Source organism: Pseudomonas xanthosomatis (genome assembly GCF_019139835.1).
GTDB lineage: Bacteria > Pseudomonadota > Gammaproteobacteria > Pseudomonadales > Pseudomonadaceae > Aquipseudomonas > Aquipseudomonas fakonensis.
In genome coordinates, this window is sequence record NZ_CP077075.1 from 2074710 (window position 1) to 2099000 (window position 24291).

Here is a 24291-nt window from a genome sequence, read left to right on the forward strand (position 1 = left end):
ACCCCGAACGGGTCTGGCCTGTTCGGGGTTTTTTGTTGTTCTGTGCTGGCCCTATCGCCGGCAGTAAAGCTCAGAGCCCGAGAATATCCCGTGCCACCGCCTCGGCAATGCGAATGCCGTCGACGCCCGCCGACAGAATGCCACCGGCATAGCCCGCACCTTCACCGGCCGGGAACAGGCCTTTGAGGTTCAGGCTCTGTAGGTCGGCGCCACGGGTGATGCGCAGTGGCGACGAGGTGCGCGTCTCGATGCCGGTCAGCACCGCGTCATGCAGGTTGTAGCCCTTGATCTGGCGGTCGAAGGCCGGCAGTGCCTCGCGGATCGCCTCGATGGCGAAGGCCGGCAGGCTCGGCGCCAGGTCGCCCAGGGTGACCCCTGGCTTGTACGAGGGTTCGACACTGCCGATGGCAGTGGACGGGCGCCCGGCAACGAAGTCGCCGACCAACTGCGCCGGTGCCTGGTAGTTGCTGCCGCCCATCACGTAGGCGTGGGCCTCCAGGCGTTCCTGCAGCTCGATGCCTGCCAGCGGGCCGCCCGGGTAGTCACGCTCGGGGTCGATACCCACGACAATGCCCGAGTTGGCGTTGCGCTCGTTGCGCGAATACTGGCTCATGCCGTTGGTGACCACGCGGCCAGGCTCGCTGGTGGCGGCGACCACGGTGCCGCCCGGGCACATGCAGAAGCTGTACACCGAGCGGCCGTTCTTGGCGTGGTGCACCAGCTTGTAGTCGGCGGCGCCCAGTTTCGGGTGGCCGGCGTACTTGCCCAGGCGCGCCTTGTCGATCAGCGACTGCGGGTGCTCGATACGGAAACCCACCGAAAACGGCTTGGCCTCCATGAACACGCCCCTGGCGTGGAGCATGCGGAAGGTATCGCGGGCGCTGTGGCCCAGGGCCAGCACCACGTGGCGCGAATCCAGCTGCTCGCCGCTTTGCAGTACTACACCGGTCAGCTGCTCGCCGTCGGTGACCAGATCGGTGACCTTCTGCTCGAAGCGCACTTCGCCGCCCAGGTTGATGATTTCTTCGCGCATCTTCTCGACCATGCTGGTCAGGCGGAAGGTACCGATGTGCGGCTTGTTGATGTACAGGATCTCGTCTGGTGCACCGGCCTTGACGAACTCTTCGAGCACCTTGCGGCCGTGGTGCTGCGGGTCCTTGATCTGGCTGTAGAGCTTGCCGTCGGAGAAGGTGCCGGCGCCGCCTTCGCCAAACTGCACGTTGGACTCGGGGTTGAGCACGCTCTTGCGCCACAGGCCCCAGGTATCCTTGGTGCGCTGGCGCACTTCCTTGCCGCGCTCGAGCACGATCGGCTTGAAGCCCATCTGGGCCAGCAACAGGCCGGCAAAGATGCCGCAGGGGCCGAAGCCGACCACCAGCGGGCGCTGCGCAAGGTCAGCAGGCGCCTGGCCTACGAACTTGTAGCTGACATCCGGGGCCACGCCGATCTTCGGGTCGTCGGCGAATGTGTTCAGCAGCTCGGCTTCGTTGCTGGTTTCGAGGTCGATGGTGTAGATGAACAGCAACTCGCTGTTCTTCTTGCGCGCGTCGTAGCTGCGCTTGAACAGGGTGAAGCCGAGCAGTTGCTCATCTGCGATGCCCAGGCGCTGGACGATGGCTGCGCGCAGCTCGTCGTCGGAGTGGTCCAGGGGCAGCTTGAGTTCGTTGATTCGTAGCATGGCAGGGTCCAGTATCCCGGCCATGGGCGGCCGGCGGCTTTACACAAACCGCCAAGTATAAGCTGTTCGCCGCCCCGGCTGGCAGGTTAAAAGTGCCCGGTGGTCAGAGGTCGCGGGCGCCGCCGTAGTAGGCGCAGCCCTGCAGGGGCTTGCCGTCGATGCGCAACTCGGCCTTGAGGTGGCGGATGGCGCCGCTGGCGGGGTCGACGCAGCGCTGCGGCGCGACCCACAGCTCGACACGCTGGCCGTTGGCCTCGCTGGACAGGCTCAGGCCACCGCCAGGCATTTCTTCTTCAAGAAACGGCAGCGGCAGCGGCTGTTGGCCGACGCGGTTGAGCACCATGCCCTTGCCGCTGGCCTTGATGTCCCAGTCCGGTTCATGGCCGCTGGCGCGCAGGGTGAGCTGCTTGAAGTTCGGGTCTTCGCAGCCGCGGGCGCCGGGCTCGAGGCGGTACAGGCGGGTGACGTCGACCTGGCCGTCGCTGCCGGCCTGCTTGCTGCCGGCCAGGCGCCCGCGCAGGTCGGCGAACAGCTTGTCTTTGGAGTCCTTGGCCAGGTTGGCAGCCTCCTGCAGGATCGCGGTGCTGCCGGCGTCGTTGATGACGAACTGGCGGGCCTCGCTGCAGGGTTTGAACAGCAGGTGGCCGCCGCCGGCACTCAGTTCGCCCTGCATGCGCGTGGTGCCGAGGTTCGGGTCGACCGGTTTTTCGGCCAGCATCTGGCAACCGGCGAACAGCGGCAGCAGGGCAGCGAGCAGCAGGGGAGGGGTGAGGCGCATGGGGCGGGCTCCGGGAGACTGTGCAGAAGAGCTGGCCACGTTACTCAGGGTTAGCGGGGATCACAAGTAGCTGTGGAGGCCTCATCGCGGGGCAAGCCCGCTCCAACGTCAATCATCGCAACAGCGTGGGAGCGGGATTGCCCCGCGATGAGGCCCCCACAGGTCCAAGAAAAAAGGGCCCGAAGGCCCTTTGTTCATTCAACCTCCGAGGTACGCGTCGCGCACTTTCGGGTCGGTCAACAGGGCTTCGCCGGTGCCCTGCATCACCACTTTGCCGTTTTCCAGCACATAGGCGCGGTCGGCGATCTTCAGCGCCTGGTTGGCGTTCTGCTCCACCAGGAACACGGTCACGCCGTCGCGGCGCAGCTGTTCGATGATGTCGAAGATCTGCTGGATGATGATCGGCGCCAGGCCCAGTGATGGCTCGTCGAGCAGCAGCAGCTTGGGTTTGCTCATCAGGGCGCGGCCGATGGCGAGCATCTGCTGCTCGCCGCCGGACATGGTGCCGCCACGCTGGATGTAACGCTCTTTCAAGCGCGGGAACAGCTGCAGGACCTTGTCCAGCTGCTCCTGGTAGTCACCCTTGTCGGTGAAGAAACCGCCCATGGCCAGGTTTTCCTCGACAGTCAGGCGGGCGAACACGCGGCGGCCTTCCGGCACCACCGCAATGCTCTTGCGCATGATGTGCGAGGAGGGCTGGCCGACCAGTTCCTCACCCAGGTACTTGATGCTGCCGCTGTGGGCCTGGGGCGAGCCGCACAGGGTCATCAGCAGGGTCGACTTGCCGGCGCCGTTGGCGCCGATCAGGGTGACGATCTCGCCCTGGTTGATCTCGACGTTGACGCTGTGCAGCGCCTGGATCTTGCCGTAGAAGGTGGAAACGTTCTCGAACTTCAGCATTTACGCCTCCCCCAGGTAGGCCTTGATCACATCAGGGTTGCCGCGAATCTCTTGCGGCGTGCCATCGGCCAGGGGCGTGCCCTGGTTGATCACCACGATGTGGTCGGAAATGCTCATCACCAGCTTCATGTCGTGCTCGATCAGCAGCACGGTCACGTTGTGGGATTCGCGCAGGTAGCCGATGAGGGCCTTGAGGTCCTCGGTCTCCTTGGGGTTCAGGCCGGCGGCCGGTTCGTCGAGCATGATGATGCGTGGCTGGGTCATCATGCAGCGGGCGATTTCCAGCCGGCGTTGCTGGCCGTAGGCGAGGGTGCCGGCGGTACGGTTGGCGAACTCGGTCAGGTTGACCTTCTCCAGCCAGTACTGCGCGCGCTCCATGGCTTCCTTCTCGCTGCGGCGGAACGACGGGGTCTTGAACAGGCCGGCGAAGAAGTTGGTGTTGAGGTGTCGGTGCTGGGCGATCAGCAGGTTTTCCAGCGCGGTCATCTCCTTGAACAGGCGCACGTTCTGGAAGGTCCGCACCACGCCCTTGCGGGCGATCTGATGGCCGGCCAGGCCCTGGATGGGCTGGCCGTCGAGCAGAATGGTGCCGCCGCTGGGCTTGTAGAAGCCGGTGAGGCAGTTGAACACGGTGGTCTTGCCGGCGCCGTTGGGGCCGATCAGCGCGACTACCTGTTTCTCCTTGACGGTCAGGCCCACGCCGTTGACCGCCAACAAGCCGCCGAAGCGCATGCTCAGGCCGCTGACTTGCAGAATTTCGCGGCTCATCGACGCAGCTCCATGTGTGGACGTTGCATGGGCAGCAGGCCCTGCGGACGCCAGATCATCATCAACACCATCAGCGCACCGAACATCAGCATCCGGTATTCGCTGAACTCACGCATCATCTCTGGCAGCAGGATCATCACGATGGCCGCCAGAATCACGCCCAACTGCGAACCCATGCCGCCCAGCACGACGATGGCGAGGATGATCGCCGACTCGATGAAGGTGAACGATTCCGGTGTCACCAGCCCTTGGCGGGCGGCGAAGAAGCTGCCGGCAAAGCCTGCAAAGCATGCCCCCAGGGTGAACGCCGAAAGCTTGATCACTGTGGGGTTCAGGCCCAGCGCGCGGCAGGCGATCTCGTCTTCACGCAGCGCTTCCCAGGCACGGCCGATGGGCATGCGCAGCAGGCGGTTGATGACGAACAGCGCCAGCAGGGCCAGCAGCAGGGCCACCAGGTAAAGGAAGATCACCTTGTTGATCGAGTTGTATTCCAGCCCGAAGAACTCGTGGAAGGTCTGCATGCCTTCGGCGGCGCGGCGTTCGAAGGTGAGGCCGAAGAAGGTCGGTTTTTCGATGTTGCTGATGCCGTTGGGGCCGCCGGTCCAGTCGGTGAGGTTACGCAGGAACAGGCGGATGATCTCGCCGAAGCCCAGGGTCACGATGGCTAGGTAGTCACCGCGCAGGCGCAGCACCGGGAAGCCGAGCAAGAAGCCGAAGGTGGCGGCCATCAGCCCTGCGATCGGCAGGCACACCCAGAAGCTCCAGCCCAGGTAGTGCGAGAGCATCGCGTAGCTGTAGGCACCGACCGCGTAGAAACCGACGTAGCCCAGGTCGAGCAGGCCGGCCAGGCCCACCACGATGTTCAGGCCCAGGCCCAGCATCACGTAGATCAGGATCAGCGTGGCGATGTCGACGGCGCCGCGCGAGCCGAAGAACGGCCACACCAGGGCGACCACGATCAGGCCGAGGATGATCCAGCGCTGGGTCTTGGGCAGGGTGAGGAAGTTGCTCACCGCCGGCGAGATCAGCTTGCGATCGGAACGACGGCCCATCACCGCGCTCCACTGCTTGTCGAACAACACGCGCAGGAACATCAGCACCGAGCACACGCTGATGATGGTCAGGTTGAACGAACCCTGGCTGTGTACCGCCAGGCTGATGCCGTCGATGCTGAGTTTCAGGCCCAGCACCGGGAAGGCCACGGCCCAGACCAGCAAGGCGCTGAAGAACGCCTGTTTGAGATTTCTGTTCATACTTTTTCAACCTCCGGACGGCCCAGGATGCCGGTCGGCCGGAACAGCAGGACGAGAACCAAAAGACCGAATGCCACCACGTCCTTGTACTGGTCGCCGAAGATGTCGGCGCCGAAGGCTTCGGACACACCCAGCACCAGCCCGCCGAGCATGGCGCCCGGGATGCTGCCGATGCCGCCCAGTACCGCCGCGGTGAAGGCTTTCAGGCCCACCAGGAAGCCGGCGTTGGGGTTGATCACCCCGTACTGCATGCTCAGCAGCACGGCTGCCACTGCCGCCAGGGCGGCGCCGATGACGAAGGTCAGGGCGATGATGTTGTTGGTGTTGATGCCCAGCAGGTTGGCCATCTTGATGTCCTCGGCGCAGGCGCGGCAGGCGCGGCCCAAGCGGGAACGGGAGATGAACAGGGTGAGGCAGGTCATGGCGATCAGCGTGACCACGAACACCAGGATCTGCATGTACGAGACCAGCACTTCCTCGGCGCCGCCGGGGCCGAACGAGAAGCTGCCGGGGATCAGGTTGGGGATCGACTTGTCTTTGGAGTCCTGCGAGAGCAGCACGGTGTTTTGCAGGAAGATCGACATGCCGATGGCCGAGATCAGCGGGATCAGCCGGTTGCTGTTGCGCAGCGGCCGGTAGGCGACCCGTTCGATGCTGTAGCCGTAGGCACTGGTGACGCAGATGGTGGCGACGAAGGCCACGGTCATCAGGATCGGTAGCGAATGGATACCCATCATGGCCAGGCCCGCAAGGGCGATGAATGCCACGTAGCTGCCGATCATGTACACCTCGCCGTGGGCGAAGTTGATCATGCCGATGATGCCGTACACCATCGTGTAGCCGATGGCGATCAAGGCATAGGTACTGCCGATGGTCAATCCGTTAACCAGTTGTTGTAGGAAATGGTAGATCTCAGGCATTACAGCGCTCCTAAAAACCTGATTTGCATTTCACTGGTGGGGGATGACCCCGGCCCATGTTCTCGTGGTCTTCGCCACGTGATCTTTTGCGGGCACTGCCAGGAAACCGCGGGTGACGGTTTTAAGATTTTCAGGTGGGCAAGCTCCCGGATCGCGGGAATCGGGCCCATAGAACCTCGTAAAACAAAGCCCACTGCTCGCACAGTGGGCTTCTCGGTCAGCTATTAGTCACGCAGTTACTGAGGGGAGACTTCGGTCTTCGGCTTGCCGAAGTGCCATTCGTAAACCACGAACTTGAAGTCTTTCAGGTCGCCTTTTGCGTCATACGACAGGGTGCCGGTCGGGGTCTTGAAGGAGCCGGCGTGGATGGCGGCTGCCACCTTGTCGGTGTCTTCGGATTTGGCCGCTTCGATGCCCTTGGCGATCAGCTCAACAGCCGAGTAGGCCGGGAATACGAACGGGCCGCTTGGGTCCTTGCCGTCGGCCTTGATGGCGTCGACGATGGCCTTGTTCTCTGGGTCGGCGTCGAACGACTTCGGCAGGGTGACCAGCAGGCCTTCGGAGGCGCCCTGGGCGATCTGCGAGATGGAGTCGTTACCCACGCCTTCCGGGCCCATGAACTTGGCTTTCAGGCCCTTTTCTTGCGCCTGGCGCAGGATCAGGCCCAGTTCTGGGTGGTAGCCGCCGTAGTAGACGAAGTCGACGTTGTTCTGCTTGAGCTTCTGGATGATCGAGGAGAAGTCCTTGTCACCGGCGTTCAGGCCTTCGAAGACGGCAACCTTGGTGCCTTTCTTCTCGAGGGTCTGCTTGACCGCAGTGGCGATGCCTTCACCGTACTGCTGCTTGTCGTGCAGTACCGCGACCACTTTCGGTTTGACGTGGTCGGCGATGTAGTTGCCGGCAGCCGGGCCCTGGGCGCTGTCCAGGCCGATGGTGCGGAAGATCAGCTTGTAGCCACGGGCGGTGATTTCCGGCGAGGTGGCAGCCGGGGTGATCATGATCACGCCTTCGTCTTCGTAGATGTCCGACGCAGGCTGGGTGGAGCTGGAGCACAGGTGGCCGATGACGAACTTGACGCCGTCGTTGACCACTTTGTTGGCGACGGCAACGGCCTGTTTAGGGTCGCAGGCGTCGTCGTATTCCTTGGCTTCGAGCATCTTGCCATCGACGCCGCCCTTGGCGTTGATGTCTTTGATGGCCTGTTTGGCGCCGATGAACTGCATGTCGCCGTACTGGGTGACCGGGCCGGTTTTAGGGCCGGCGATGCCGATCTTGATGGTGTCGGCGGCAAACGAATGGCTGGCAACCCCGGCCAGGACCATTGCGGCGAACAGCTTGGAAATCTTGATCATAGTGCTCCACTCATTCTGTTGTAATTCTTATAGTCCTGGCGGCCAGGGCTACAGACCGGGCGGGATTCGCGGCTGGCTACGCCTGACCGCAACCCCACCTTTCCCCGAGAATCGTGTCCCGGAACTGTACCGGTACAGTGTAGAGCGCTGCCCGAGCGCTTGAAAAGCGGGCGAAAAGCGTCTGGGCTCGGGGGTGTCGCGTGGTCGACATAAAGATACAGAAAAGCGCCATCACTTTGCCTGCACCTTCGGCCCGGCCCCACAAGTTCGGGCCTGATCGACCAAATTACGTATTTGAAACCGGGTTTTTCTGCAAAAATGCCGGCCTTTTTGTTGGACGATCTTTGCGCAGGTAAACCCATGACTGATCAAGTAAGCACCCTCTATGCCAAATTGCTCGGCGAGACCGCCATCATCGAGTGGAATGCCTTGGAGCGTTTCTGGGCCAAGGGTGACCTGATTTGGGTCGACCCCAGCCTCGACCTGATCGCCGTTGCCGAGGCAATGGCCGAGAATCGCAGCGAGATCTTCGCCAAGTGGCGCAGTGATGGCACTGTCGGGCCGGTCAGTGCCGAGCAGGCACTCGACCTGCAAACCCGCGATCCAGAGATCTGGGCGGTGGTGGTTTCGCCGTTCATCGTGATCCAGGCGAAGAAAACGCAATAAGCCGGTTTTTTTTAGTGCGTGAAAATGCGCAGGCGCACCGCAATGGTGCGCATTGACGCTCACGTAAGGTGGAAGTTGGTAACAGTGGCGGGGCGATTCGGCGGGGCGGTAACAGTTTACGGAATGCGTAATGCATCGCGGGGCAAGCCCGCTCCCACGCCGAGTCGTATTACGACGTGAGAGCGGGCTTGCCCCGCGATATTTTCCGGGACCCCTGGAGGATTATCAGTAATCCACCCGCCCGGTATGGCTGTTCAACGAGATCACCCGGGTCTTGCCAATGCGGTGGCGGAAGATTTCGCGCAGGTACTTCACGGCTTTCTTCACGCATTCGCGCGACAGGCGGATGTCGTTGATCGAGACGAAGCGGCTCTTGTCGTTGATCAGCTCGCGGTACTTCTTCTCGTACATCGGCTTGATCGCGTACCAGTTGGTGTCGAGGATCTTCGCCGGGTTTTCGAACTCGTTGAGCAACTCGTCGATGCGGCCCTCGTCGAAGTGCTCGCTGGTGATGAATTCGAGGATGGCGTTGTCCATGGTGTCGTCGAAGCGGTAGGCATTGCGCGCGAAGCAGCGCTTGATGAAGGCCACGATCAGGGTCAGGAAGTCGTCCGACAGGCACGGGCTTTTGGCGATCAGGGTGGTCAGCGACAGGTTGGCCGAGGCGCCGATCACCAGCGCGTAGCGCTTGAGCGTGGTGTTGGGGAACAGGCTGTTGAGGTGGGTCTTGAGCCGGTTCAGGTCCATGTACGACAGCTTGTAGTCCTTGGGCAGGGACACGATCGATACAACCGAAGAGCAGTTCTTGAAGAAGTGCAGATCGTGCAGCGCGGCGGCGTCGTAGCCCGAGGCCTGGTATTGCTCGAGCGCTGCGCGGTAGCGGCGCGACTCGATCGGCAGCAGGCTGATGCCCTCGATGGCCTGGGTCTGCTTGTTGAAGTGCGGCAGGTCGATGGAGCGGAAGAACAGGTCGTCGATGTCCAGACGCGGCTGTTCGCGCTCGAACACCTTGAACTTGTCGGAGCCGGCCGGCGGCACTTCCGGCACCACGGATTCGGCGTAGGCGATGGCCACAGGGCCTGCCAGGCTCATGAACAGGTCGTTGGCGTCCAGGCGGATGGTTTCGCCGATGTCGATGCCGGCGCGGCGGAAGTAGTTCTGGTCGTAGTCGGTGGTCACCGCCTGGGCGGTGAGGATGTTGAAGATCTGCTGGGAGATGTACTGGTTGGCGTGCTTCTCCATGGCGTTGACGTCGATGTTCTGGATCGTGCCGTCGTCGCTTTCTTCGGCGTAGCGCATGATGTCGTTGGAGATCAGCATCATCGCGTTCCATGGGCGAATGCGGCCCATGACGCTGGCTTCGCTGCTGTCTTCGTTGTCGAAGTTGTACGAGAAATCCCATTCTTCAGACAGGTACTTGCACAGCAGGCGCCCGGCGTTGATGTGTAGCGCCTCGGACATTTCGCTGCGGTGGTCCGAAGCGTTGGGCAGCACGCAGATGCCGCTGGTGAAGATCGGCTCGAAGACGAACGAATGCCCGCTCTTGCCGTCGTTCTCGTCGGCAGGTTTGGTGTCGAAGGTCTTGTTCATGTACGAGTACTGCTGGGCCAGGCCGAACTCCGAGGCCATGCCCGAGCCGGTACCGCCGCCGGCACTGAAGATGTAGAAGTACAGGCGTGACTGGTTGGCCTTGATGCCGCAGGAGTCGATCAGGTAGGAGTGGATCAGCTTCCAGTCGGCGCTGGAAAAACGCTGGGTATCCTTGTTGAGGATGATCTTGGCCAGGTACTGGCCGAGAATCGGCGCGTTACCGGCGCCGCCCGCATGCACCTCGGACAGGTCCATGATCTTCATCTTGCTGTAGTCGCGCAAAAAGCCGCCGCGCTCGCCCTTGCGCGAGAAGCGGATGCGCCCGGCGATGTCCTTGTCCAGGTCGCCGAGCATCACCAACGGCTCGACCAGAAACACCGGCTTTGCGCCCTTGTTCTGCACCAGGCGCAGGTTCTGGCGGATCCAGCGCGCCGGGCTGTAGCCCCCTTCACCCTTGAAACGGTCTTCGTTGTTGAACTCGTTGAGGAAGAAGGTGCGGGCGTTGTACACCAGCTCCGCCACATCCAGGGCGATGTTCGAGCCGCAGCGGCCCAGGCCGATCAGGCACACCGACGGGAACTGCTGCTCCAGGCGCAGCTGGTCTTCGTCCTCGACGTGCAGGTTCTGCGGGAACACCAGGTCGCGCAGGCCGTCGAGGTTGTCGAGGATGCGCTGGATGTCCTGTTCGGTGAAGTACAGGTACTGCGCCGGCGGCGTAACGCGGGGGGCCGGCAGGTCTCGAGCACCGCCTGCGGTCAGCGAGGTGGACGGGAGCGACGACTCAGGGACCGCATTGGCAGAAGTGTTCGTAGAGGTCATAGTGCGCCATTTGCCTGGGGGGTTGGGTTCCCCGACACATGCCATTTGGCCATCATTCGGGGGTTTCGCGACTTTAACAGTGCGGGTTTTCCTTGTGCGATCAGGGATTTCCCTATTCCCTTCGAGGTTTTTACGGTGCACCGCACTGCATCGTCCAATTGTCACGCTTCTTTAATCTGCTTGGAGTCGCTCATGAGTAGTGCATTGCCTTCACTGGGGTTTGCCGGCATCGGCCTGATGGGGCTGCCGATGTGCCGGCGCCTGCTGGCGGCCGGCTACCCGCTGACGGTGTGGAACCGCAGCCCCGAGAAATGCACCGAGCTGGTGGCGGCCGGTGCACGCCTTGCGCACAGCCCGGCGCAGTTGTGTCAGAGCGCCGACCTGGTGCTGCTGTGCCTGGCCGACACGGCGGTGGTGCGCGAGGTGGTGTTTGGCGAGCAGGGCATCGCGGCAGGTGGGCGCAGCGGCCAGTTGCTGGTGGACCTGTCCAGCCTGGAACCCACCGCCACCCGCGAGATGGCGGCAGAGCTGGCGGCGCTGTGCGGCATGGCCTGGCTGGATGCGCCGGTGTCTGGCGGCACCCCGGGCGCCGAGGCGGGCACCCTGGCGATCATGGTTGGCGGCGAGGCGGATGACCTGGAGCGGGCGCGCCCGGTGCTGCTGACCCTGGGCCAGCGGGTGACGCACATGGGCGGTGTGGGCGCAGGCCAGGTGACCAAGGCCTGCAACCAGATGATCGTTGCCTGCAACGCGCTGGTGATTGCCGAGGTGGTGGCCCTGGCCGAGCAGTCAGGGGTGGATGCCCGGCTGATCGCCGAGGCGCTGGCTGGTGGCTTTGCCGACTCCAAACCCCTGCAGATTCTGGCACCGCAAATGGCCGAAAGCCGTTTTGAACCAGTCAAATGGCATGTGCGTACCTTGCTCAAGGACCTCGACGGCGCGGTCAAGCTGTCCCGCGAGCAGGGCGTGGCAACGCCGGTCAGTGGCCTCGCGGCGCAGCTGATGCGCCTGCATGGTAGCCAGGGTTATCTGGAAAAAGATCCGGCGACGCTGGTTGAGCTGTATCGCAACCAGCCGTGAACGCGCCATGCGGGCGGTTCAGGCGCTCCAGTACCGGGCGTAGCGCGGTGGCCGGCACTGGCCGGCTGAGCAGGTAACCCTGCAGGTAGTCGCAACCTTGGGCGGCGAGAAAAGCCTGTTGTTCGGCGGTTTCGACGCCTTCGGTGACCACTTTGAGGTGCAGGGTGTGGGCCATGATGATGATCGCCTGGACGATCTCGCAGTCCTTCTGGTTGCCCGGCACCTCGAGCACGAACGAGCGGTCGATTTTCAGCACGTCCAGCGGCAGGCGCTTGAGGTAGGCCAGCGATGAGTAGCCGGTGCCGAAGTCGTCGATCGACAGCGCCACGCCCTGGGCACGGATGCGCTTGAGCAGGTTGATGGTGTGGTGGATATCCCCCATCAGGGCGTTTTCGGTCACCTCCAGCTCCAGCTGGCGGGCCTCGATACCGGCCTGGAACAGTGCCAGCTCCACCTCGGTGGCCAGCTCTTCACAGCCCAGGGTCAGCGCCGAGCAGTTCACCGTCACCTTGATATCGCCGTAGCCGTGCTGGTTGAGCTGGGCCAGGTCGGCGCAGGCGCGGCGCAGCACCCACAGGTCGAGTTCGGCGATCAGGCCGTTGGCCTCGGCGATGCCGATGAAGCGGTCCGGCCCGAGCAGGCCATGCTGCGGGTGCTGCCAGCGCACCAGTGCTTCGAGCTTGGCCACCTTGGCGCTGCGCAGGTCAAAAATCGGCTGGTAGTGCACGCACAGGCCGCGCTCCTCGAACAAGGCCTCGCGCAGCTCTTCTTCCAGCTGCAACTCCAGGGTGGCGCGGGCCTTCAGGCCGTTGTCGAAGAAGTTCAGGCTGTTGCGCCCGCAGGCTTTGGACTGGTACAGCGCCAGGTCGGCGTTTTTCAGCAGCTCTTCGGCGCTGAGGCCGTCATCGGGAAACACGCTGACGCCGATGCTGGTGGTCATCACCAGGCGCCGGCCGCCCAGGTCGATGGGTTCTTTCATGCGCAGCATGATGCGCTGGGCCAAGTGGCGGGCTTCTTCGCGGTTGTGCAGCGGGGTGACGATGCAGAATTCGTCGCCGCCGAAACGCGCCACCAGGTCGTTGCTGCGGGTGGCGGCCTTGATATGGCTGGCGATCACCTTCAGTAGCTCGTCGCCGGCGGCATGGCCGAGGCTGTCGTTGATCCGCTTGAAATGGTCGATGTCGAGGAACATCACCGCCAGGCGGCTTTCGCTGGCGGTGTGTTCGGCCAGGCGCTCGGCGAACACCTGGTTGAAGCCGCGGCGGTTGACCAGGTTGGTGAGGGCATCGTAGTGGGCGGCTTGTTGCAGAGAAGCGCGGGCCTGGTCGAGCTGGCTGAGCAGCACGTTGACCCGGCGCAGGTCGTGCTCTTTGCTTTGCAGTTTTTTATCGGCCAAGGCGGCGCTGATGCTGCTGCCGCTGATCAGCAAGGTGATGAAGGCGATGGTTACCGCCAGTTGTGCGGCGTTGTCGATGTTGGGCAGGTGCAACGGCTTGGCTTCTGGCAGCACCAGAGTCATGGCGGCCATGCCGGTGAAGTGGGTGAGTACGATGCCGGCGCCCATCAGCAGGCAGGCGCCGTGCTTCATGGCCAGGTGCAGTGTGCCGCTGCCGTTGCGAAAGTGCCGGGCCATCAGCAGTGCCACCAGGCTGCTGGCCACGGCCAGGCCCACCGAGGCCAGCAGCAGGCCGGTCTGGTAGTACTGGCGGGCGCCGGTTTGCAGGGCGGCCATGCCGGTGTAGTGCATGGCACTGATGCCCAGGCCGATGAACAGGGCCGTTTGCAGGTAATGGCGCAGGTGCATTTCGCTGCGGTTGAGGCTGTTCATGGCCAGCCACGCCGCCAGCAGGGCAATCAGCAGCGACAGGGCGGTGAGGGTGGCGTCGTAGTGCACCTCGAGCGGTGCCTGAAACGCCAGCATGCTGATGAAGTGCATGGCCCAGATCCCACCGGCCAGGCAGCAGGCACCGAGTATCCGCCATTGGCGGCGGGCCAGGCGGTTTTCGCAGTGGCTCTGGCGTTCGGCCATGTCGAGGGTAGCGAAGCAGCCGGCGCAGGCCACGGCGTAGGCCAGCAGCACCAGCAGGGGATTGTGTCGGCAGTCGAGGATGATTTGCCCGTTCGCCGGCAGGTCGGCGAAAAATTGCAGTCCCAGCCATTCCATTGCAGGTCTCTTTCGTCGAGTTTGCACTCGTCCCCGAAAAGCGCGGCTGGAGACAGTTCCTGCACGAGTATAGAAAAAGGTGTTTAAACCTTCCTGATTAATGGCACTTTGATTTCTATCGATTGGATATGAGGGTGATAGCGGAGGGATCTAACTGGGTGTTGCGAGGATCGGGATATCACTCTGCCGACGCTATCGCGGGCAGCGCGCCTGGTTCAGGCTTTGCAGCACCCTGTAGGAGCCGGATTGCCGGCGATGGGGCCTTGGCAGGCGATCGCGACTGCCGTGCCGACGCCATCGCGGGCAAGCCCGCTGCTACAGGGGGCTGCGAGGGTTAGCCGGCTACCAGCACGCGGATCGCCTCGAGCCGCAACGCGGCTTTGGTCAGCGCTGCCAGGCCATCTTCACGCTGCTTGCGCACCGCATCGACTTCGCTGTCACGCACGCTCGGGTTGACGGCCTTGAGCGCGGTCAGGCGCGCCAGCTCTTCGTCGGCCTCGGCGGCCAGGCGCTGCTGGGCCTCGGCCACGCGGGCCTCGTGGGCCGGCAGGATCTTCGCTTCGCCAGCGCTGATACGCTGGGCGAGCACGTCACGCTGGGCCTGGATGAACTTGTTGGCGCTGGCCTTGGGCACGCTTTCGAGCTGGTCGTTGAGGGTTTCGAAGGCTACCCGCGGGCCCAGGTCGTTGCCGTTGGCGTCCAGCAGGCAGCGCAGCGCTGCCGGTGGCAGGTAGCGGCCCAGTTGCAGGCTGCGCGGCGCTACCACTTCGCTGACGTACAGCAGCTCCAGCAGCACGGTACCGGGCTTGAGCGCTTTGTTCTTGATCAGCGCCACGGCGGTGTTGCCCATCGAGCCGGACAGCACCAGGTCCATGCCGCCCTGCACCATGGGGTGTTCCCAGGTGAGGAACTGCATGTCCTCGCGCGAAAGCGCCTGGGTGCGGTCGTAAGTGATGGTTACGCCTTCGTCGTCGCCCAACGGGAAGCTGGCGTCGAGCATCTTCTCGCTCGGCTTGAGCACCAGAGCGTTCTCGGAGTGGTCTTCGCTGTCGATGCCGAAGGCGTCGAACAGGGTTTCCATATAGATAGGCAGGGCGAACTGGTCGTCCTGCTCCAGGATGGCTTCGACCAGCTCCTGGCCTTCGCCGGCGCCGCCGGAGTTGAGCTCCAGCAGGCGGTCACGGCCGCTGTGCAGTTCGGCTTCGAGGCGCTCGCGCTCGCCGCGGGCATCAGCCACCAGCGTGCTCCAGGCCTTGTCGTCGCCTTCGGCCAGCAGCGGCAGCAGGCGCGGGCCGAACTGGTGCTGCAGGGCGTTGCCGGTGGGGCAGGTGTTGAGGAACGCGTTGAGGCCTTCGTGGTACCACTGGAACAGGCGCTCTTGCGGGCTGTTTTGCAGGTACGGGATGTGCAACTGGATGGTGTGCTGCTGGCCGATACGGTCGAGGCGGCCGATGCGCTGCTCGAGCAGGTCGGGGTGGGCCGGCAGGTCGAACATCACCAGGTGGTGGGCGAACTGGAAGTTGCGGCCTTCACTGCCGATTTCCGAGCAGATCAGCACCTGGGCGCCGAATTCTTCGTCGGCGAAGTAGGCGGCGGCGCGGTCACGCTCGAGGATGCTCATGCCTTCGTGGAAGGTCGTGGCAGGAATGCCGGAGCGCACGCGCAGTGCGTCTTCGAGGTCCATGGCGGTTTCGGCGTGGGCGCAGATCACCAGCACCTTGGTGCGCTTGAGCATCTTCAGGGTGTCGATCAGCCAGTCGACCCGCGGGTCGAAGCGCCACCAGCGCTCGTCATCGCTGGTTTCGCCCTGGGCCTGGAAGGCCACTTCCGGGTACAGCTCGGCGCGCTCGCCGGCCGGCAGCGCGACATATTGCTCGGGGTTGGCCAGCGGGTAGGGGTGCAGCTGGCGCTCGGGGAAGCCCTGGATGGCGGCGCGGGTGTTGCGGAACAACACGCGGCCGGTGCCGTGGCGGTCGAGCAGCTCGCGGATCAGCCGCGCGCTGGCCTGGGTGTCGCCATCGCTGACCGCGGCCAGCAGCGCTTCGCCTTCGGCACCCAGGAAGCCCTGGATGGTGGCGTGGGCTTTGGGCGACAGGCGGCCTTCGTCGAGCAGCTCCTGCACGGCTTCGGCCACCGGGCGGTAGTTCTCGCTTTCGGCGCGGAACGCGGCCAGGTCGTGGAAGCGGTTGGGGTCGAGCAGGCGCAGGCGCGCGAAGTGGCTGTCCTGGCCGAGCTGTTCAGGGGTGGCGGTGAGCAGCAGCACGCCTGCGATGACCTGGGCCAGTTGCTCGACCAGCGCGTACTCGGCGCTGGCCTGTTCTTCGTGCCAGACCAGGTGGTGGGCTTCGTCGACCACCAGCAGGTCCCAGCCGGCGGCGAACAGCGCGTCTTGGGCCTTTTCGTCGTCCACCAGCCATTCCAGGGCCACCAGGGCCAGTTGGGCGTCTTCGAACGGGTTGCTGGCATCGCTTTCGATGAAGCGCTCGGCGTCGAACAACGCCACCTGCAGGTTGAAGCGCCGGCGCATTTCTACCAGCCACTGGTGCTGCAGGTTCTCCGGTACCAGGATCAGCACGCGGCTGGCACGGCCCGAGAGCAGTTGGCGGTGGATCACAAGGCCCGCTTCGATGGTTTTGCCCAGGCCCACTTCGTCTGCCAGCAGTACGCGCGGGGCGATACGGTCGGCTACTTCACGGGCAATGTGCAACTGGTGGGCGATGGGCTGGGCGCGCACGCCGCCCAGGCCCCACAAGGAGGAGAGCATCTGCTTGCTGGTGTGCTGCAGGGTGTTGTAGCGCAGCGAGAACCACGACAGCGGGTCGATCTGCCCGGCGAACAGGCGGTCGCTGGCCAGGCGGAACTGGATGAAGTTCGACAGTTGCGTCTCGGGCAGGGTGCGCGGCACGTTCTGCGCGTCGATGCCGTGGTAGACCAGCAGGCCGTCGGCGTCGTCGACTTCGCGCACGGTCAGCTTCCAGCCCTCGAAGTGAGTGATCTGGTCGCCCGGCGAGAAGCGCACGCGGGTCAGCGGCGCGTTGCGTAGCGAGTACTGGCGGGTGTCGCCTGTGGCCGGGTAGAGCACGGTCAACAGGCGGCCATCCTGCGCCAGGATGGTCCCAAGACCGAGCTCGGCTTCGCTGTCGCTGATCCAGCGTTGCCCCGGTTGATACTGCTGCGCCATACTGCCAAAACTCCCGCGGTGAAAAAGCCGGCTATGTTAACGGATCGGCTTCGCCAGACCAATGAATCAAAGAGTCTAGCGTGTTCATCGCCAAACACCGTGCCGTCGCGAGGGCCCTGCACCAACATGTTTGCCAAGCATCGCTGGTTGAACGTATTCATGGGGCTGGGCAGCCTGGCGCTGCTGGCCGGTTGCGAACAGAAAACCTTCGAGGTGCTGGCGCCGATCCCGGTGGAGCAGCTGGAAGTGCTGGGCGTGCAGACGCCGCTCAAGAGCGTGCACTTTCACGACCGCGAGGGGGAAGGGCTGCTGGTACTGAGCCGGGTCGACGGCCAGGCGACAGACCCGGACACCGAAGAAGAAGTCGACAAGGTGGTGCTCAAAGCCACCTTGTACGGGCGCAGTGCGTCGGCCGATGCGTTCAAGCCGCGTTGGCAGATCGAACAGGAAACCACCTGCGCCGGCCTGGACCTGGATGTCGACTTCTATACCGACGTCAGCGATGTCAGCGACCTGAACAAGGATGGCGTTGCCGAGGTGACCGTGGCCAGCCACGCGTTCTGCGGTGGCGGCATCGACCCCCACGACATCGCCATCGAGCTGCGCGAAGGGCAGGCGGTGTACAACGTCACCGGCCAGTCGCTGATCAGCCCGGCGGGCGAGGAACCCTTCGGCGGCGAGCGCGAGGACAGCGCTTCGCTGAAGAGCGCCCCGCAGGTGATTCGCGAGCACATGGATGCGGTTTGGCAGAAGGTCTACAAGCGGCCGTGGAGCGACAGCTCGGCGCCGGCTGACGACGGGCCTGACGACGATGGCGAATAAATGTTGTCCATAGCGGCATGGGCGCGCTTGTGACGCGCCGCACACCTTCATCCGCAGGTATTCAAGGCGGCTGAGCAACGGCCGATAGAATGGCCATAGGAGACCCCCATGCTGCCGCCGATCATCCCCCTCAGCGCCGCCCCCGTGACGACGCAACAAGACCCGGTCAAGCCGACCCCGAACATTCCGGCGGTGGCCCCGGCGCAGCCGTCCTCCAGCGAAAGCACCATCGACCTCAAGCACCAGCGCGACCCTGACGAGCAGTTTTACCTGCTGCACGAAGAACAGCGGCGCAAGCAGCAGCAACGCAAGCAGCGCGAAGGTGACGAACACCGCTTCGAGGCGCTGCCGGGCGATGAACTGAACGCCGACAACACCGTGCCGGTGGCCCCTCTGGGCGAGAGCACCCGCCAGGGGCTGCTGGTGGATATCGAAGTCTGACTGGTCAGCGCGGGCATCTGCCTTCATTATTGGGCTTCTGCTGTCCGTCGAGCCTGCCATGAGCCAAGACAACCTGATCGACTTCGGCGCCGAGCGCGCCAAACGCATCCACGACCTCAACGACAAGCGCCTTGACGACATGCGCAAGGCCTTCGAGCAGGCCATGCCGTTGGCTTCGGGCAAAAAGAAGAAGCCCAAGGGCAAGCCTAAGAAGCGCTGAACCTTGATGCAGGTCAAGCCTGCACCCGCCTCGCGTGCCCGACCCCGGGCAGCATTGACGCCGATCAATTCCCCGCCGCCCGCCATTGGTTACCTTGCTCCCATCGGATCACGGCACACCAAGGGAGGGGCCGACATGTTCTTCGACAACGTGGTTATCGCCGGTGTGGTAACGGTCGGGTTGATGTTGGCGTTCTTCGCCGGTCTGGGGATTTTCATCTGGAAGGATTCGAACAAGCGCAAGCAGCGCTGATCCTTCCCGATTCTCGAGCACGCAAGGCATTTAGGGCGACTTCGGTCGCCCATTTTTTTGTCTGGATTTTGTGCGAGCCTCACGCGGGCCCACTGGGCTGGCCTCTTGCCCTGTAGGAGATCACCCAGCCCTTCGGGCTGCGCTGTCGCGCAGAGAACTAGTCTCGCAGATGCACCGCTTCCCACAGAGACCGTGTTAAATCAATGAGTTGTAGGTTGTTCTATGAGAGCTGGCTTGCCAGCGATGAGGCCAGGCCTGCAAAAGCATTCGTCCTGCACCGGCCCTGTCACCGGCAAGCCGGTTCCTGCATGGCGCGCTTTTGATTAAACAAGATGATTAGCTAGCTAATTATTCGTCTGCACCTTATTCTTGCCGCAGTTGTCTATCTTTCTATCTGTAGACCCTCTACCGGCAAGGTCCGATTCGTGCCCATCACCTTCCAGGCCCTGTTCGCACCCAACAGCCTCGCCCTCAAGTTTGCCGCCAAGACTCTGCTCGGCGGCGGCCTGGCGTTGTGGCTGGCGATGCGCTGGGGGTTGGAGCAGCCGTCGTGGGCGTTGATGACCGCGTTCATCGTTGCTCAGCCGTTGTCGGGCATGGTGGTGCAAAAGGGCCTGGCACGGCTGGCCGGTACCGTGGTCGGGACCTTCATGTCGGTGGTGTTCATCGGCCTGTTCGCCCAGACGCCCTGGTTGTTTTTGCTGACCCTGGCGTTATGGCTGGCGCTGTGCACCGCGGCTTCCACCCAACTGCGCAGCGCCTGGGCCTACGCCTTCGTGCTGGCCGGCTATACCGCGGCGATCATTGCTTTGCCGGCGATCAATACGCCGCTGCAGGTGTTCGACCAGGCGGTGGCGCGCTGCACCGAAATCAGCCTGGGCATCTGTTGTGCCACAGCCGTCAGTGCACTGGTGTGGCCGCTGCGGGTCGAGCAGCAGCTCGCAGGCCAAGCCCGGGAGGCGTGGAGCAATGGCTTGCAGGCGGCCAGCGCCATGCTTGGCGGCGAAGACGATGCACGCAAAGGGCTGTTGCAGACCTTGGGCGGCATTGTCGCTATCGACGCCCAGCGCGAACATGCCTGGTTCGAAGGCAGCCGAGGCCGGCAGCGGGCCCGGGCAATCAACGGCCTGAGCCAGAAACTGATGGTGCTGCTGCGTATTTCACGTTCGGTGCGGCGCCAGTGGCGCCAACTCGACGAAACCGAAAGCGCGCAGATGGCGCCTTGGCTCGACGAGGTGCGCGGGCAACTGGGCGCGCCCGATCAGCCGAGCCTGCTGGTGCTGCGCCAGCGCATCTGGGATGCGGCCCACGGCGAGCACATCAGCCCCGCCGAGCACTACTGCCTGGCGCGCATGGCCCTGCTGCTGGACTTTGCCATGGCGGCCACCCAGGCGCTGGACGATGTGGAGCTGGGCCGGGCGCCGAAGCAGGCGGTGCAGAGCCTGGCGGCCCATCGTGACCTGTCGCTGGCGCTGCTGTTCGGTTCGCGCAGTGCCTTGGCTTTTTTGACCATGAGCAGCTTCTGGCTGGCCACCGCATGGCCGTCGGCACCGGGCGGGCTGGTGCTTACCTGTGTGGTCTGCAGCCTGTTCGCCAGTCGCGAGAACGGCGCGCAGATCGGCCTGAGCTTTCTGCGTGGCATCCTGCTGGCAGTACCGGTTGCGTTTTTTGTCGGGCAGATTCTGCTGCCGCAGTGGAGCAGCTTCGCCATGCTCTGCTTAGGGATGGGCGTGCCGCTGTTCTTTGGTGCCCTGGGCATGGCCCACCCGCGTACCGGGGCTACGGCCACCTCCTATTGCCTGCATTTCATCGTGCTGGTGGCGCCGCTCAATGCCATGCAGTTCAACGTTGCCACGATGCTCAACAGCGCGCTTGCCATGCTGATCGGCGTGGGCGCTGCGGTGATGGCGTTCCGCTTGCTGGTGCTGCGCCACCCGGCCTGGCTCGGGCGGCGTTTGCGCGCGGCGACCCAGGGTGACCTGGTGCGCCTGACCCGCCGCGACCTGCGCGGCGCCGACAGCTGGTTTGGCGGGCGCATGGCTGATCGCCTGATGCAGCTGGCGCGCCACGCCAGCGAGTTGCCCGAAGCCGAGCGCCAGCGTTGGGACGATGGCCTGCACGGGCTGGATATCGGCGACGAACTGGTGCACCTGCGCATGTGCCTGGCGGTGGCCCAGGCGCCACTGGGCGGTGCCGAGCGCCAGTACCTGCAACAGCTGGAGGCGGTGCTGGCCAGCGGCCCGGCGCCGGGGCGCAGCCAGCGCCTGGATGCGGCCAGTGAGCAATTCATCGAAGCGCTGCGCCAGCAGCCGGCCAGTGACCCGCTGCGCCTGGCCATCGGCGCGGTGCTGCAATTGCGCAAGAGCTGGGGCAAATGGTGCCGCTGGCAGGAGGAAACCCATGGGGTTGCGTGAATGGGCGCTGGGCGGTGTGCTGCTCAGCCCGTTTCTGATCTATGTATTGATGGCGCTGGTGCTCACCGGCGTGTTGCGCGTGCTGGTGCAGGCCACCCCCCTGGGGCGCTGGATCTGGCACGAAGCCTTGTTCGATGCGGCGTTGTTCGTTTGTGTCCTGTACCTGGTGGTGCGTCTGCTGGGACCTTTGTGAGGAGTAAGTCCATGCGTACAGCCGTACGTGCCTTGGTCACCCTGTGCGTGGTGATCGTTGCCGTGTTTGCCGGTTATCAGCTTTGGCAGTACTACATGCTCACGCCCTGGACCCGGGATGCCCGGGTGCGCGCCGACGTGGTGGTGATTGCCCCGGATGTGTCCGGCTGGGTGAGTGGGTTGAAGGTGCATGACAACCAGCAGGTCAAGGCGGGTGACCTGCTGATGACCATCGACCGCGAGCGCTTTCAGGCGGCGTTCGACCAGGCCACCGCGGTGGTCGAGACCCGCGCCCAGCAGCTGCGCTTGCGCGAGCGCGAGGCGGCGCGGCGCACTGCCCTGGGGCCGGAGGCGATCAGCGCCGAGCTGCGCGAGAATGCGCAGATCAACGCCGCTGTGGCCCGGGGCGAGCTGCACGAGGCCGAGGCGCAGTTGAAGGTGGCGAAGATCAACCTGGCCCGCAGCGAAGTGCGCGCACCGCGTAGCGGGCATATCACCAACCTGCGCCTGGCCGAGGGCAACTACGTCAATGCCGGGCAGTCGGTAATGGCGCTGGTTGATGACGCCACCTTTTATATCCAGGCTTATTTCGAGGAGACCAAGCTGCCGCGCATTCGCGTGGGCGATTCGGTCAAGGTGTGGCTGATGGGGGCGGGGGAGTCGATGCAGGGGCAGGTGGAGAGCATCAGCCGCGGCATCACCGACCGTAACTCCACCCCGGACGGGCAGTTGCTGCCCGAGGTGGAACCGACCTTCAACTGGGTGCGGCTGGCGCAGCGGATTCCGGTGCGGATTCGCCTGGAGCAGATACCGGAAGGGATGAACCTGAGTGCGGGGATGACGGCCAGTGTGCAGGTGCATGAGGATCATTGAGGGCTGCAAGCTATCGCGGGGCAAGCCCGCTCCTACAGGTTTGAAGGCTATGCGGTCCCTGTAGGAGCGGGCTTGCCCGCGATAGGTCTCACTCGGCCTTCAAAGGAACATGCCCCCCGAAACCTCCAGGCGCTGCCCGGTGATCCAGCCATTGCCGTCCTCCAGCAACAGCGCAATCGCAGCGCCGATGTCATCCGGCAGGCCAACCCGCCCGAGCGCGGTATTGCCGGCGATGAAGTCATTCACTTGCTGGTTGTCACGCACCAGGCCGCCGCCGAAATCGGTCTCGATCGCCCCAGGCGCAAGGATGTTCACTCGAATGCCTCGGGCACCCAGTTCCTTGGCCTGGTAGCGGGTCAGCACTTCCATGGCGCCTTTCATCGCTGCATAGGTGGCGTAGCCGGGCAGGGCAAAGCGGGTCAGGCCGGTAGAAATGTTGACGATGCGCCCGCCATCTTCAAGCAGTGCCAGCAAATGCTGGGTGAGGAAGAACGGGCCCTTGAGATGGATGTTCAGCAACTGGTCGAACTGCGCTTCGGTGGTTTCGCTGAACGGCACGTTCAGGCCGATGCCGGCGTTGTTGACCAGAAAATCCAGCTTGTCGGCGTTAAAGCGCTGTTTGAGGGTGTCGGCCAGTTGCCCGGCAAAGGCGGCGAAGCTGGCGCTGTTGCCGACGTCCAGTTGCAGCATGGCGACGCGTACGCCGGCCTGTTCCAGCGTAGCGACCACGCTTTGTGCTTCGTCGGCCTTACTGTGGTAGGTGCCGATGATGTCGATGCCGCGTGCGGCCAGGTGCTCTGCGGCGTTGCGGCCCAGGCCGCGGCTGGCGCCGGTGATCAGGGCGATTTTGCGGGTCATGTCGATTACCTCGTTGGGGGGACTGACGACAGGTTATTGGTCGGTCATCGGCTGTTAAATCCCGTAAAACCGGAAATACTGTTCGCTTGAACCAGACAATTGGTGGCTGCGGATGAACAAACTCGAACTGCTGCGCACCTTTGTGCGGGTGAGCGAACTGAACAGTTTCACCTTGGCCGGCGAGAGCCTGGGGTTGCCGCGTTCGACTGTTTCCGAGCAGGTGCGCGCGCTTGAGGGCCTGCTGGGCACGCGCCTGCTCAACCGAACCACCCGTCGGGTGCAGGCTACCCAGGATGGCGCGCTGTTGTACGAGCGTAGCAAGGACCTGCTGTCGGGGATGGACGAGATCGAAGGGCTGTTTCGCGCCGACGATGCCGAGCTGGCAGGCACCTTGCGCATCGACCTGCCGACCATGATGGCGCGTCGGGTGATCGTGCCGGCTTTACCGGCGTTTCTAGAGCGCTTCCCGCGATTGGAGGTGGAGATCAGTTGCACTGATCGACAGGTCGACCTGCTGCGTGAGGGCTTCGACTGCGTGATGCGGATCGGAGCATTAAGCGACCTGGATGTGGTGGCCCGACCAGTGGGGCAATTGAGCATGCGCAACTGTGCCAGCCCCGCATACCTTGAGCGCCATGGGGTGCCAGGTTGCCTTGGGGACCTGGCTGTTCACCGGCTGGTGCACTATGTGCGCAACCTTGGCGCGCGCAGCCAGGGGTTCGAGTACGAACAGAATGGCGAATTGCGCTTTCAGGCCATGGGCGGCGTGGTTACGGTGAACAACGCCGAGGCGTATTCCGCAGCTTGCCTGGCGGGGTTAGGCATCATCCAGGTGCCGGCGGTGGGTGTGGATGAGCACTTGCGTCGGGGCGAGCTGGTGACGGTGCTCGAATCCTGGCAGGCGCGGGCCATGCCGGTGTCGCTGCTATATGCCCGGCAGCGCCATGTGCCACGGCGGGTGCAGGCCTTCATGAACTGGTTGGCGGGAGTGCTGGCGTCGCAGGTGGATGCGCCAACGGGATGAGTGGGTCGGCCGTCGGGCCTTTGGGCTGGGAACCGATAGCTTGGGA

The 24291-nt window shown here is 63.9% G+C and carries 21 protein-coding genes; 10 read left to right on the forward strand and 11 right to left on the reverse strand.

What is annotated here, in order from left to right; translation table 11 throughout:
• Positions 1-70: 70 nt before the first annotated feature.
• From KSS93_RS09300 to KSS93_RS09330, 7 genes are all read right to left on the reverse strand, one after another.
• On the reverse strand, positions 71-1678 hold the full coding sequence (locus KSS93_RS09300; RefSeq protein ID WP_217888030.1) for an NAD(P)/FAD-dependent oxidoreductase: 1608 nt from the start codon (positions 1676-1678) through the stop codon (positions 71-73).
• A 103-nt stretch (positions 1679-1781) separates the two neighbouring features.
• Complete coding sequence (locus tag KSS93_RS09305) at positions 1782-2456, reverse strand: COG3650 family protein (protein WP_217888031.1); 675 nt, start codon at positions 2454-2456, stop codon at positions 1782-1784.
• 198 nt (positions 2457-2654) lie between these two features.
• Positions 2655-3356 (reverse strand): ABC transporter ATP-binding protein, encoded by a 702-nt coding sequence (locus KSS93_RS09310; protein ID WP_217888032.1) that lies wholly within the window; start codon positions 3354-3356, stop codon positions 2655-2657.
• A complete protein-coding gene (livG, locus tag KSS93_RS09315) occupies positions 3357-4124 on the reverse strand; it encodes a high-affinity branched-chain amino acid ABC transporter ATP-binding protein LivG (RefSeq protein WP_217888033.1) in 768 nt (255 codons plus the stop codon). It abuts the gene before it with no gap.
• Positions 4121-5377 carry a high-affinity branched-chain amino acid ABC transporter permease LivM gene (locus tag KSS93_RS09320; protein ID WP_217842130.1) on the reverse strand — a complete coding sequence of 419 codons (1257 nt, stop codon included), beginning with the start codon at positions 5375-5377 and terminating at the stop codon, positions 4121-4123. Before KSS93_RS09320 ends, livG begins: the two co-directional genes overlap by 4 nt.
• Positions 5374-6297, reverse strand: coding sequence for a high-affinity branched-chain amino acid ABC transporter permease LivH (gene livH, locus KSS93_RS09325; protein ID WP_217842131.1), 924 nt, complete (start codon positions 6295-6297; stop codon positions 5374-5376). Before livH ends, KSS93_RS09320 begins: the two co-directional genes overlap by 4 nt.
• Before the next feature lie 236 nt (positions 6298-6533).
• Positions 6534-7649: a branched-chain amino acid ABC transporter substrate-binding protein gene (locus tag KSS93_RS09330; protein WP_217842132.1), complete on the reverse strand. Its 1116-nt coding sequence runs from the start codon at positions 7647-7649 to the stop codon at positions 6534-6536.
• A gap of 360 nt (positions 7650-8009) precedes the next feature.
• On the opposite strand from KSS93_RS09330, the gene KSS93_RS09335 reads away from it, so the two are divergent.
• Positions 8010-8315 carry a DUF2288 domain-containing protein gene (locus tag KSS93_RS09335; protein ID WP_217888034.1) on the forward strand — a complete coding sequence of 102 codons (306 nt, stop codon included), beginning with the start codon at positions 8010-8012 and terminating at the stop codon, positions 8313-8315.
• Between the two features lie 225 nt (positions 8316-8540).
• On the opposite strand, the gene KSS93_RS09340 is transcribed toward KSS93_RS09335, so the two are convergent.
• On the reverse strand, positions 8541-10724 hold the full coding sequence (locus KSS93_RS09340; RefSeq protein WP_217842134.1) for a hypothetical protein: 2184 nt from the start codon (positions 10722-10724) through the stop codon (positions 8541-8543).
• 192 nt (positions 10725-10916) lie between these two features.
• Here KSS93_RS09340 and KSS93_RS09345 point away from each other — a divergent pair, with 192 nt between their 5' ends.
• Entirely contained in the window at positions 10917-11804 is an 888-nt protein-coding gene (locus KSS93_RS09345; RefSeq protein WP_217888035.1) for an NAD(P)-dependent oxidoreductase, read from the forward strand.
• Here the strand turns inward: KSS93_RS09345 and KSS93_RS09350 are convergent.
• A complete protein-coding gene (locus KSS93_RS09350; protein ID WP_217888036.1) occupies positions 11704-13968 on the reverse strand; it encodes a putative bifunctional diguanylate cyclase/phosphodiesterase in 2265 nt (754 codons plus the stop codon). The two genes, KSS93_RS09345 and KSS93_RS09350, sit on opposite strands and share 101 nt — an antisense overlap.
• Before the next feature lie 334 nt (positions 13969-14302).
• Positions 14303-17149, reverse strand: a complete 2847-nt coding sequence (rapA, locus tag KSS93_RS09355) for an RNA polymerase-associated protein RapA (protein ID WP_217888037.1) — start codon at positions 17147-17149, stop codon at positions 14303-14305.
• Positions 17150-17275: 126 nt separating this feature from the next.
• Here rapA and KSS93_RS09360 point away from each other — a divergent pair, with 126 nt between their 5' ends.
• The 7 genes from KSS93_RS09360 (at position 17276) to KSS93_RS09385 (ending at position 22363) form a co-directional block, all read left to right on the forward strand.
• Entirely contained in the window at positions 17276-17971 is a 696-nt protein-coding gene (locus KSS93_RS09360) for a M949_RS01915 family surface polysaccharide biosynthesis protein (RefSeq protein WP_217888038.1), read from the forward strand.
• Positions 17972-18079: 108 nt separating this feature from the next.
• Entirely contained in the window at positions 18080-18412 is a 333-nt protein-coding gene (locus tag KSS93_RS09365) for an aspartate-semialdehyde dehydrogenase (RefSeq protein ID WP_217888039.1), read from the forward strand.
• A gap of 58 nt (positions 18413-18470) precedes the next feature.
• The gene (locus tag KSS93_RS09370) at positions 18471-18632 is read left to right on the forward strand and encodes a hypothetical protein (protein ID WP_217842140.1); all 162 of its coding nucleotides are present in this window, start codon (positions 18471-18473) and stop codon (positions 18630-18632) included.
• A gap of 135 nt (positions 18633-18767) precedes the next feature.
• Positions 18768-18884: a cytochrome c oxidase subunit CcoM gene (gene ccoM / locus KSS93_RS26720; RefSeq protein ID WP_011532604.1), complete on the forward strand. Its 117-nt coding sequence runs from the start codon at positions 18768-18770 to the stop codon at positions 18882-18884.
• A 425-nt stretch (positions 18885-19309) separates the two neighbouring features.
• The gene (locus KSS93_RS09375) at positions 19310-21298 is read left to right on the forward strand and encodes an FUSC family protein (protein ID WP_217888040.1); all 1989 of its coding nucleotides are present in this window, start codon (positions 19310-19312) and stop codon (positions 21296-21298) included.
• Positions 21285-21491 (forward strand): DUF1656 domain-containing protein, encoded by a 207-nt coding sequence (locus KSS93_RS09380; protein WP_217842142.1) that lies wholly within the window; start codon positions 21285-21287, stop codon positions 21489-21491. Before KSS93_RS09375 ends, KSS93_RS09380 begins: the two co-directional genes overlap by 14 nt.
• A gap of 11 nt (positions 21492-21502) precedes the next feature.
• Entirely contained in the window at positions 21503-22363 is an 861-nt protein-coding gene (locus tag KSS93_RS09385) for an efflux RND transporter periplasmic adaptor subunit (RefSeq protein ID WP_217888041.1), read from the forward strand.
• A gap of 99 nt (positions 22364-22462) precedes the next feature.
• Here the strand turns inward: KSS93_RS09385 and KSS93_RS09390 are convergent, their stop codons facing one another.
• A complete protein-coding gene (locus KSS93_RS09390) occupies positions 22463-23221 on the reverse strand; it encodes an SDR family NAD(P)-dependent oxidoreductase (RefSeq protein ID WP_217888042.1) in 759 nt (252 codons plus the stop codon).
• A 112-nt stretch (positions 23222-23333) separates the two neighbouring features.
• On the opposite strand from KSS93_RS09390, the gene KSS93_RS09395 reads away from it, so the two are divergent.
• Complete coding sequence (locus tag KSS93_RS09395; protein WP_217888043.1) at positions 23334-24245, forward strand: LysR family transcriptional regulator; 912 nt, start codon at positions 23334-23336, stop codon at positions 24243-24245.
• Positions 24246-24291: the final 46 nt, after the last annotated feature.

Excerpts from the sequence above, each read along its gene's own strand:
- ccoM (WP_011532604.1), top strand. The coding sequence starts at position 18,768 with ATGTTCTTCGACAACGTGGTTATCGCCGGTGTGGTAACGGTCGGGTTG.
- KSS93_RS09380 (WP_217842142.1), top strand. The coding sequence starts at position 21,285 with ATGGGGTTGCGTGAATGGGCGCTGGGCGGTGTGCTGCTCAGCCCGTTT.
- KSS93_RS09335 (WP_217888034.1), top strand. The coding sequence starts at position 8,010 with ATGACTGATCAAGTAAGCACCCTCTATGCCAAATTGCTCGGCGAGACC.
- KSS93_RS09320 (WP_217842130.1), bottom strand. The coding sequence starts at position 5,377 with ATGAACAGAAATCTCAAACAGGCGTTCTTCAGCGCCTTGCTGGTCTGG.
- KSS93_RS09365 (WP_217888039.1), top strand. The coding sequence starts at position 18,080 with ATGCTGCCGCCGATCATCCCCCTCAGCGCCGCCCCCGTGACGACGCAA.
- KSS93_RS09300 (WP_217888030.1), bottom strand. The coding sequence starts at position 1,678 with ATGCTACGAATCAACGAACTCAAGCTGCCCCTGGACCACTCCGACGAC.
- livG (WP_217888033.1), bottom strand. The coding sequence starts at position 4,124 with ATGAGCCGCGAAATTCTGCAAGTCAGCGGCCTGAGCATGCGCTTCGGC.
- livH (WP_217842131.1), bottom strand. The coding sequence starts at position 6,297 with ATGCCTGAGATCTACCATTTCCTACAACAACTGGTTAACGGATTGACC.
- KSS93_RS09310 (WP_217888032.1), bottom strand. The coding sequence starts at position 3,356 with ATGCTGAAGTTCGAGAACGTTTCCACCTTCTACGGCAAGATCCAGGCG.
- KSS93_RS09360 (WP_217888038.1), top strand. The coding sequence starts at position 17,276 with ATGTTTGCCAAGCATCGCTGGTTGAACGTATTCATGGGGCTGGGCAGC.
- rapA (WP_217888037.1), bottom strand. The coding sequence starts at position 17,149 with ATGGCGCAGCAGTATCAACCGGGGCAACGCTGGATCAGCGACAGCGAA.
- KSS93_RS09340 (WP_217842134.1), bottom strand. The coding sequence starts at position 10,724 with ATGACCTCTACGAACACTTCTGCCAATGCGGTCCCTGAGTCGTCGCTC.
- KSS93_RS09345 (WP_217888035.1), top strand. The coding sequence starts at position 10,917 with ATGAGTAGTGCATTGCCTTCACTGGGGTTTGCCGGCATCGGCCTGATG.
- KSS93_RS09390 (WP_217888042.1), bottom strand. The coding sequence starts at position 23,221 with ATGACCCGCAAAATCGCCCTGATCACCGGCGCCAGCCGCGGCCTGGGC.
- KSS93_RS09385 (WP_217888041.1), top strand. The coding sequence starts at position 21,503 with ATGCGTACAGCCGTACGTGCCTTGGTCACCCTGTGCGTGGTGATCGTT.
- KSS93_RS09395 (WP_217888043.1), top strand. The coding sequence starts at position 23,334 with ATGAACAAACTCGAACTGCTGCGCACCTTTGTGCGGGTGAGCGAACTG.
- KSS93_RS09350 (WP_217888036.1), bottom strand. The coding sequence starts at position 13,968 with ATGGAATGGCTGGGACTGCAATTTTTCGCCGACCTGCCGGCGAACGGG.
- KSS93_RS09330 (WP_217842132.1), bottom strand. The coding sequence starts at position 7,649 with ATGATCAAGATTTCCAAGCTGTTCGCCGCAATGGTCCTGGCCGGGGTT.
- KSS93_RS09305 (WP_217888031.1), bottom strand. The coding sequence starts at position 2,456 with ATGCGCCTCACCCCTCCCCTGCTGCTCGCTGCCCTGCTGCCGCTGTTC.
- KSS93_RS09370 (WP_217842140.1), top strand. The coding sequence starts at position 18,471 with ATGAGCCAAGACAACCTGATCGACTTCGGCGCCGAGCGCGCCAAACGC.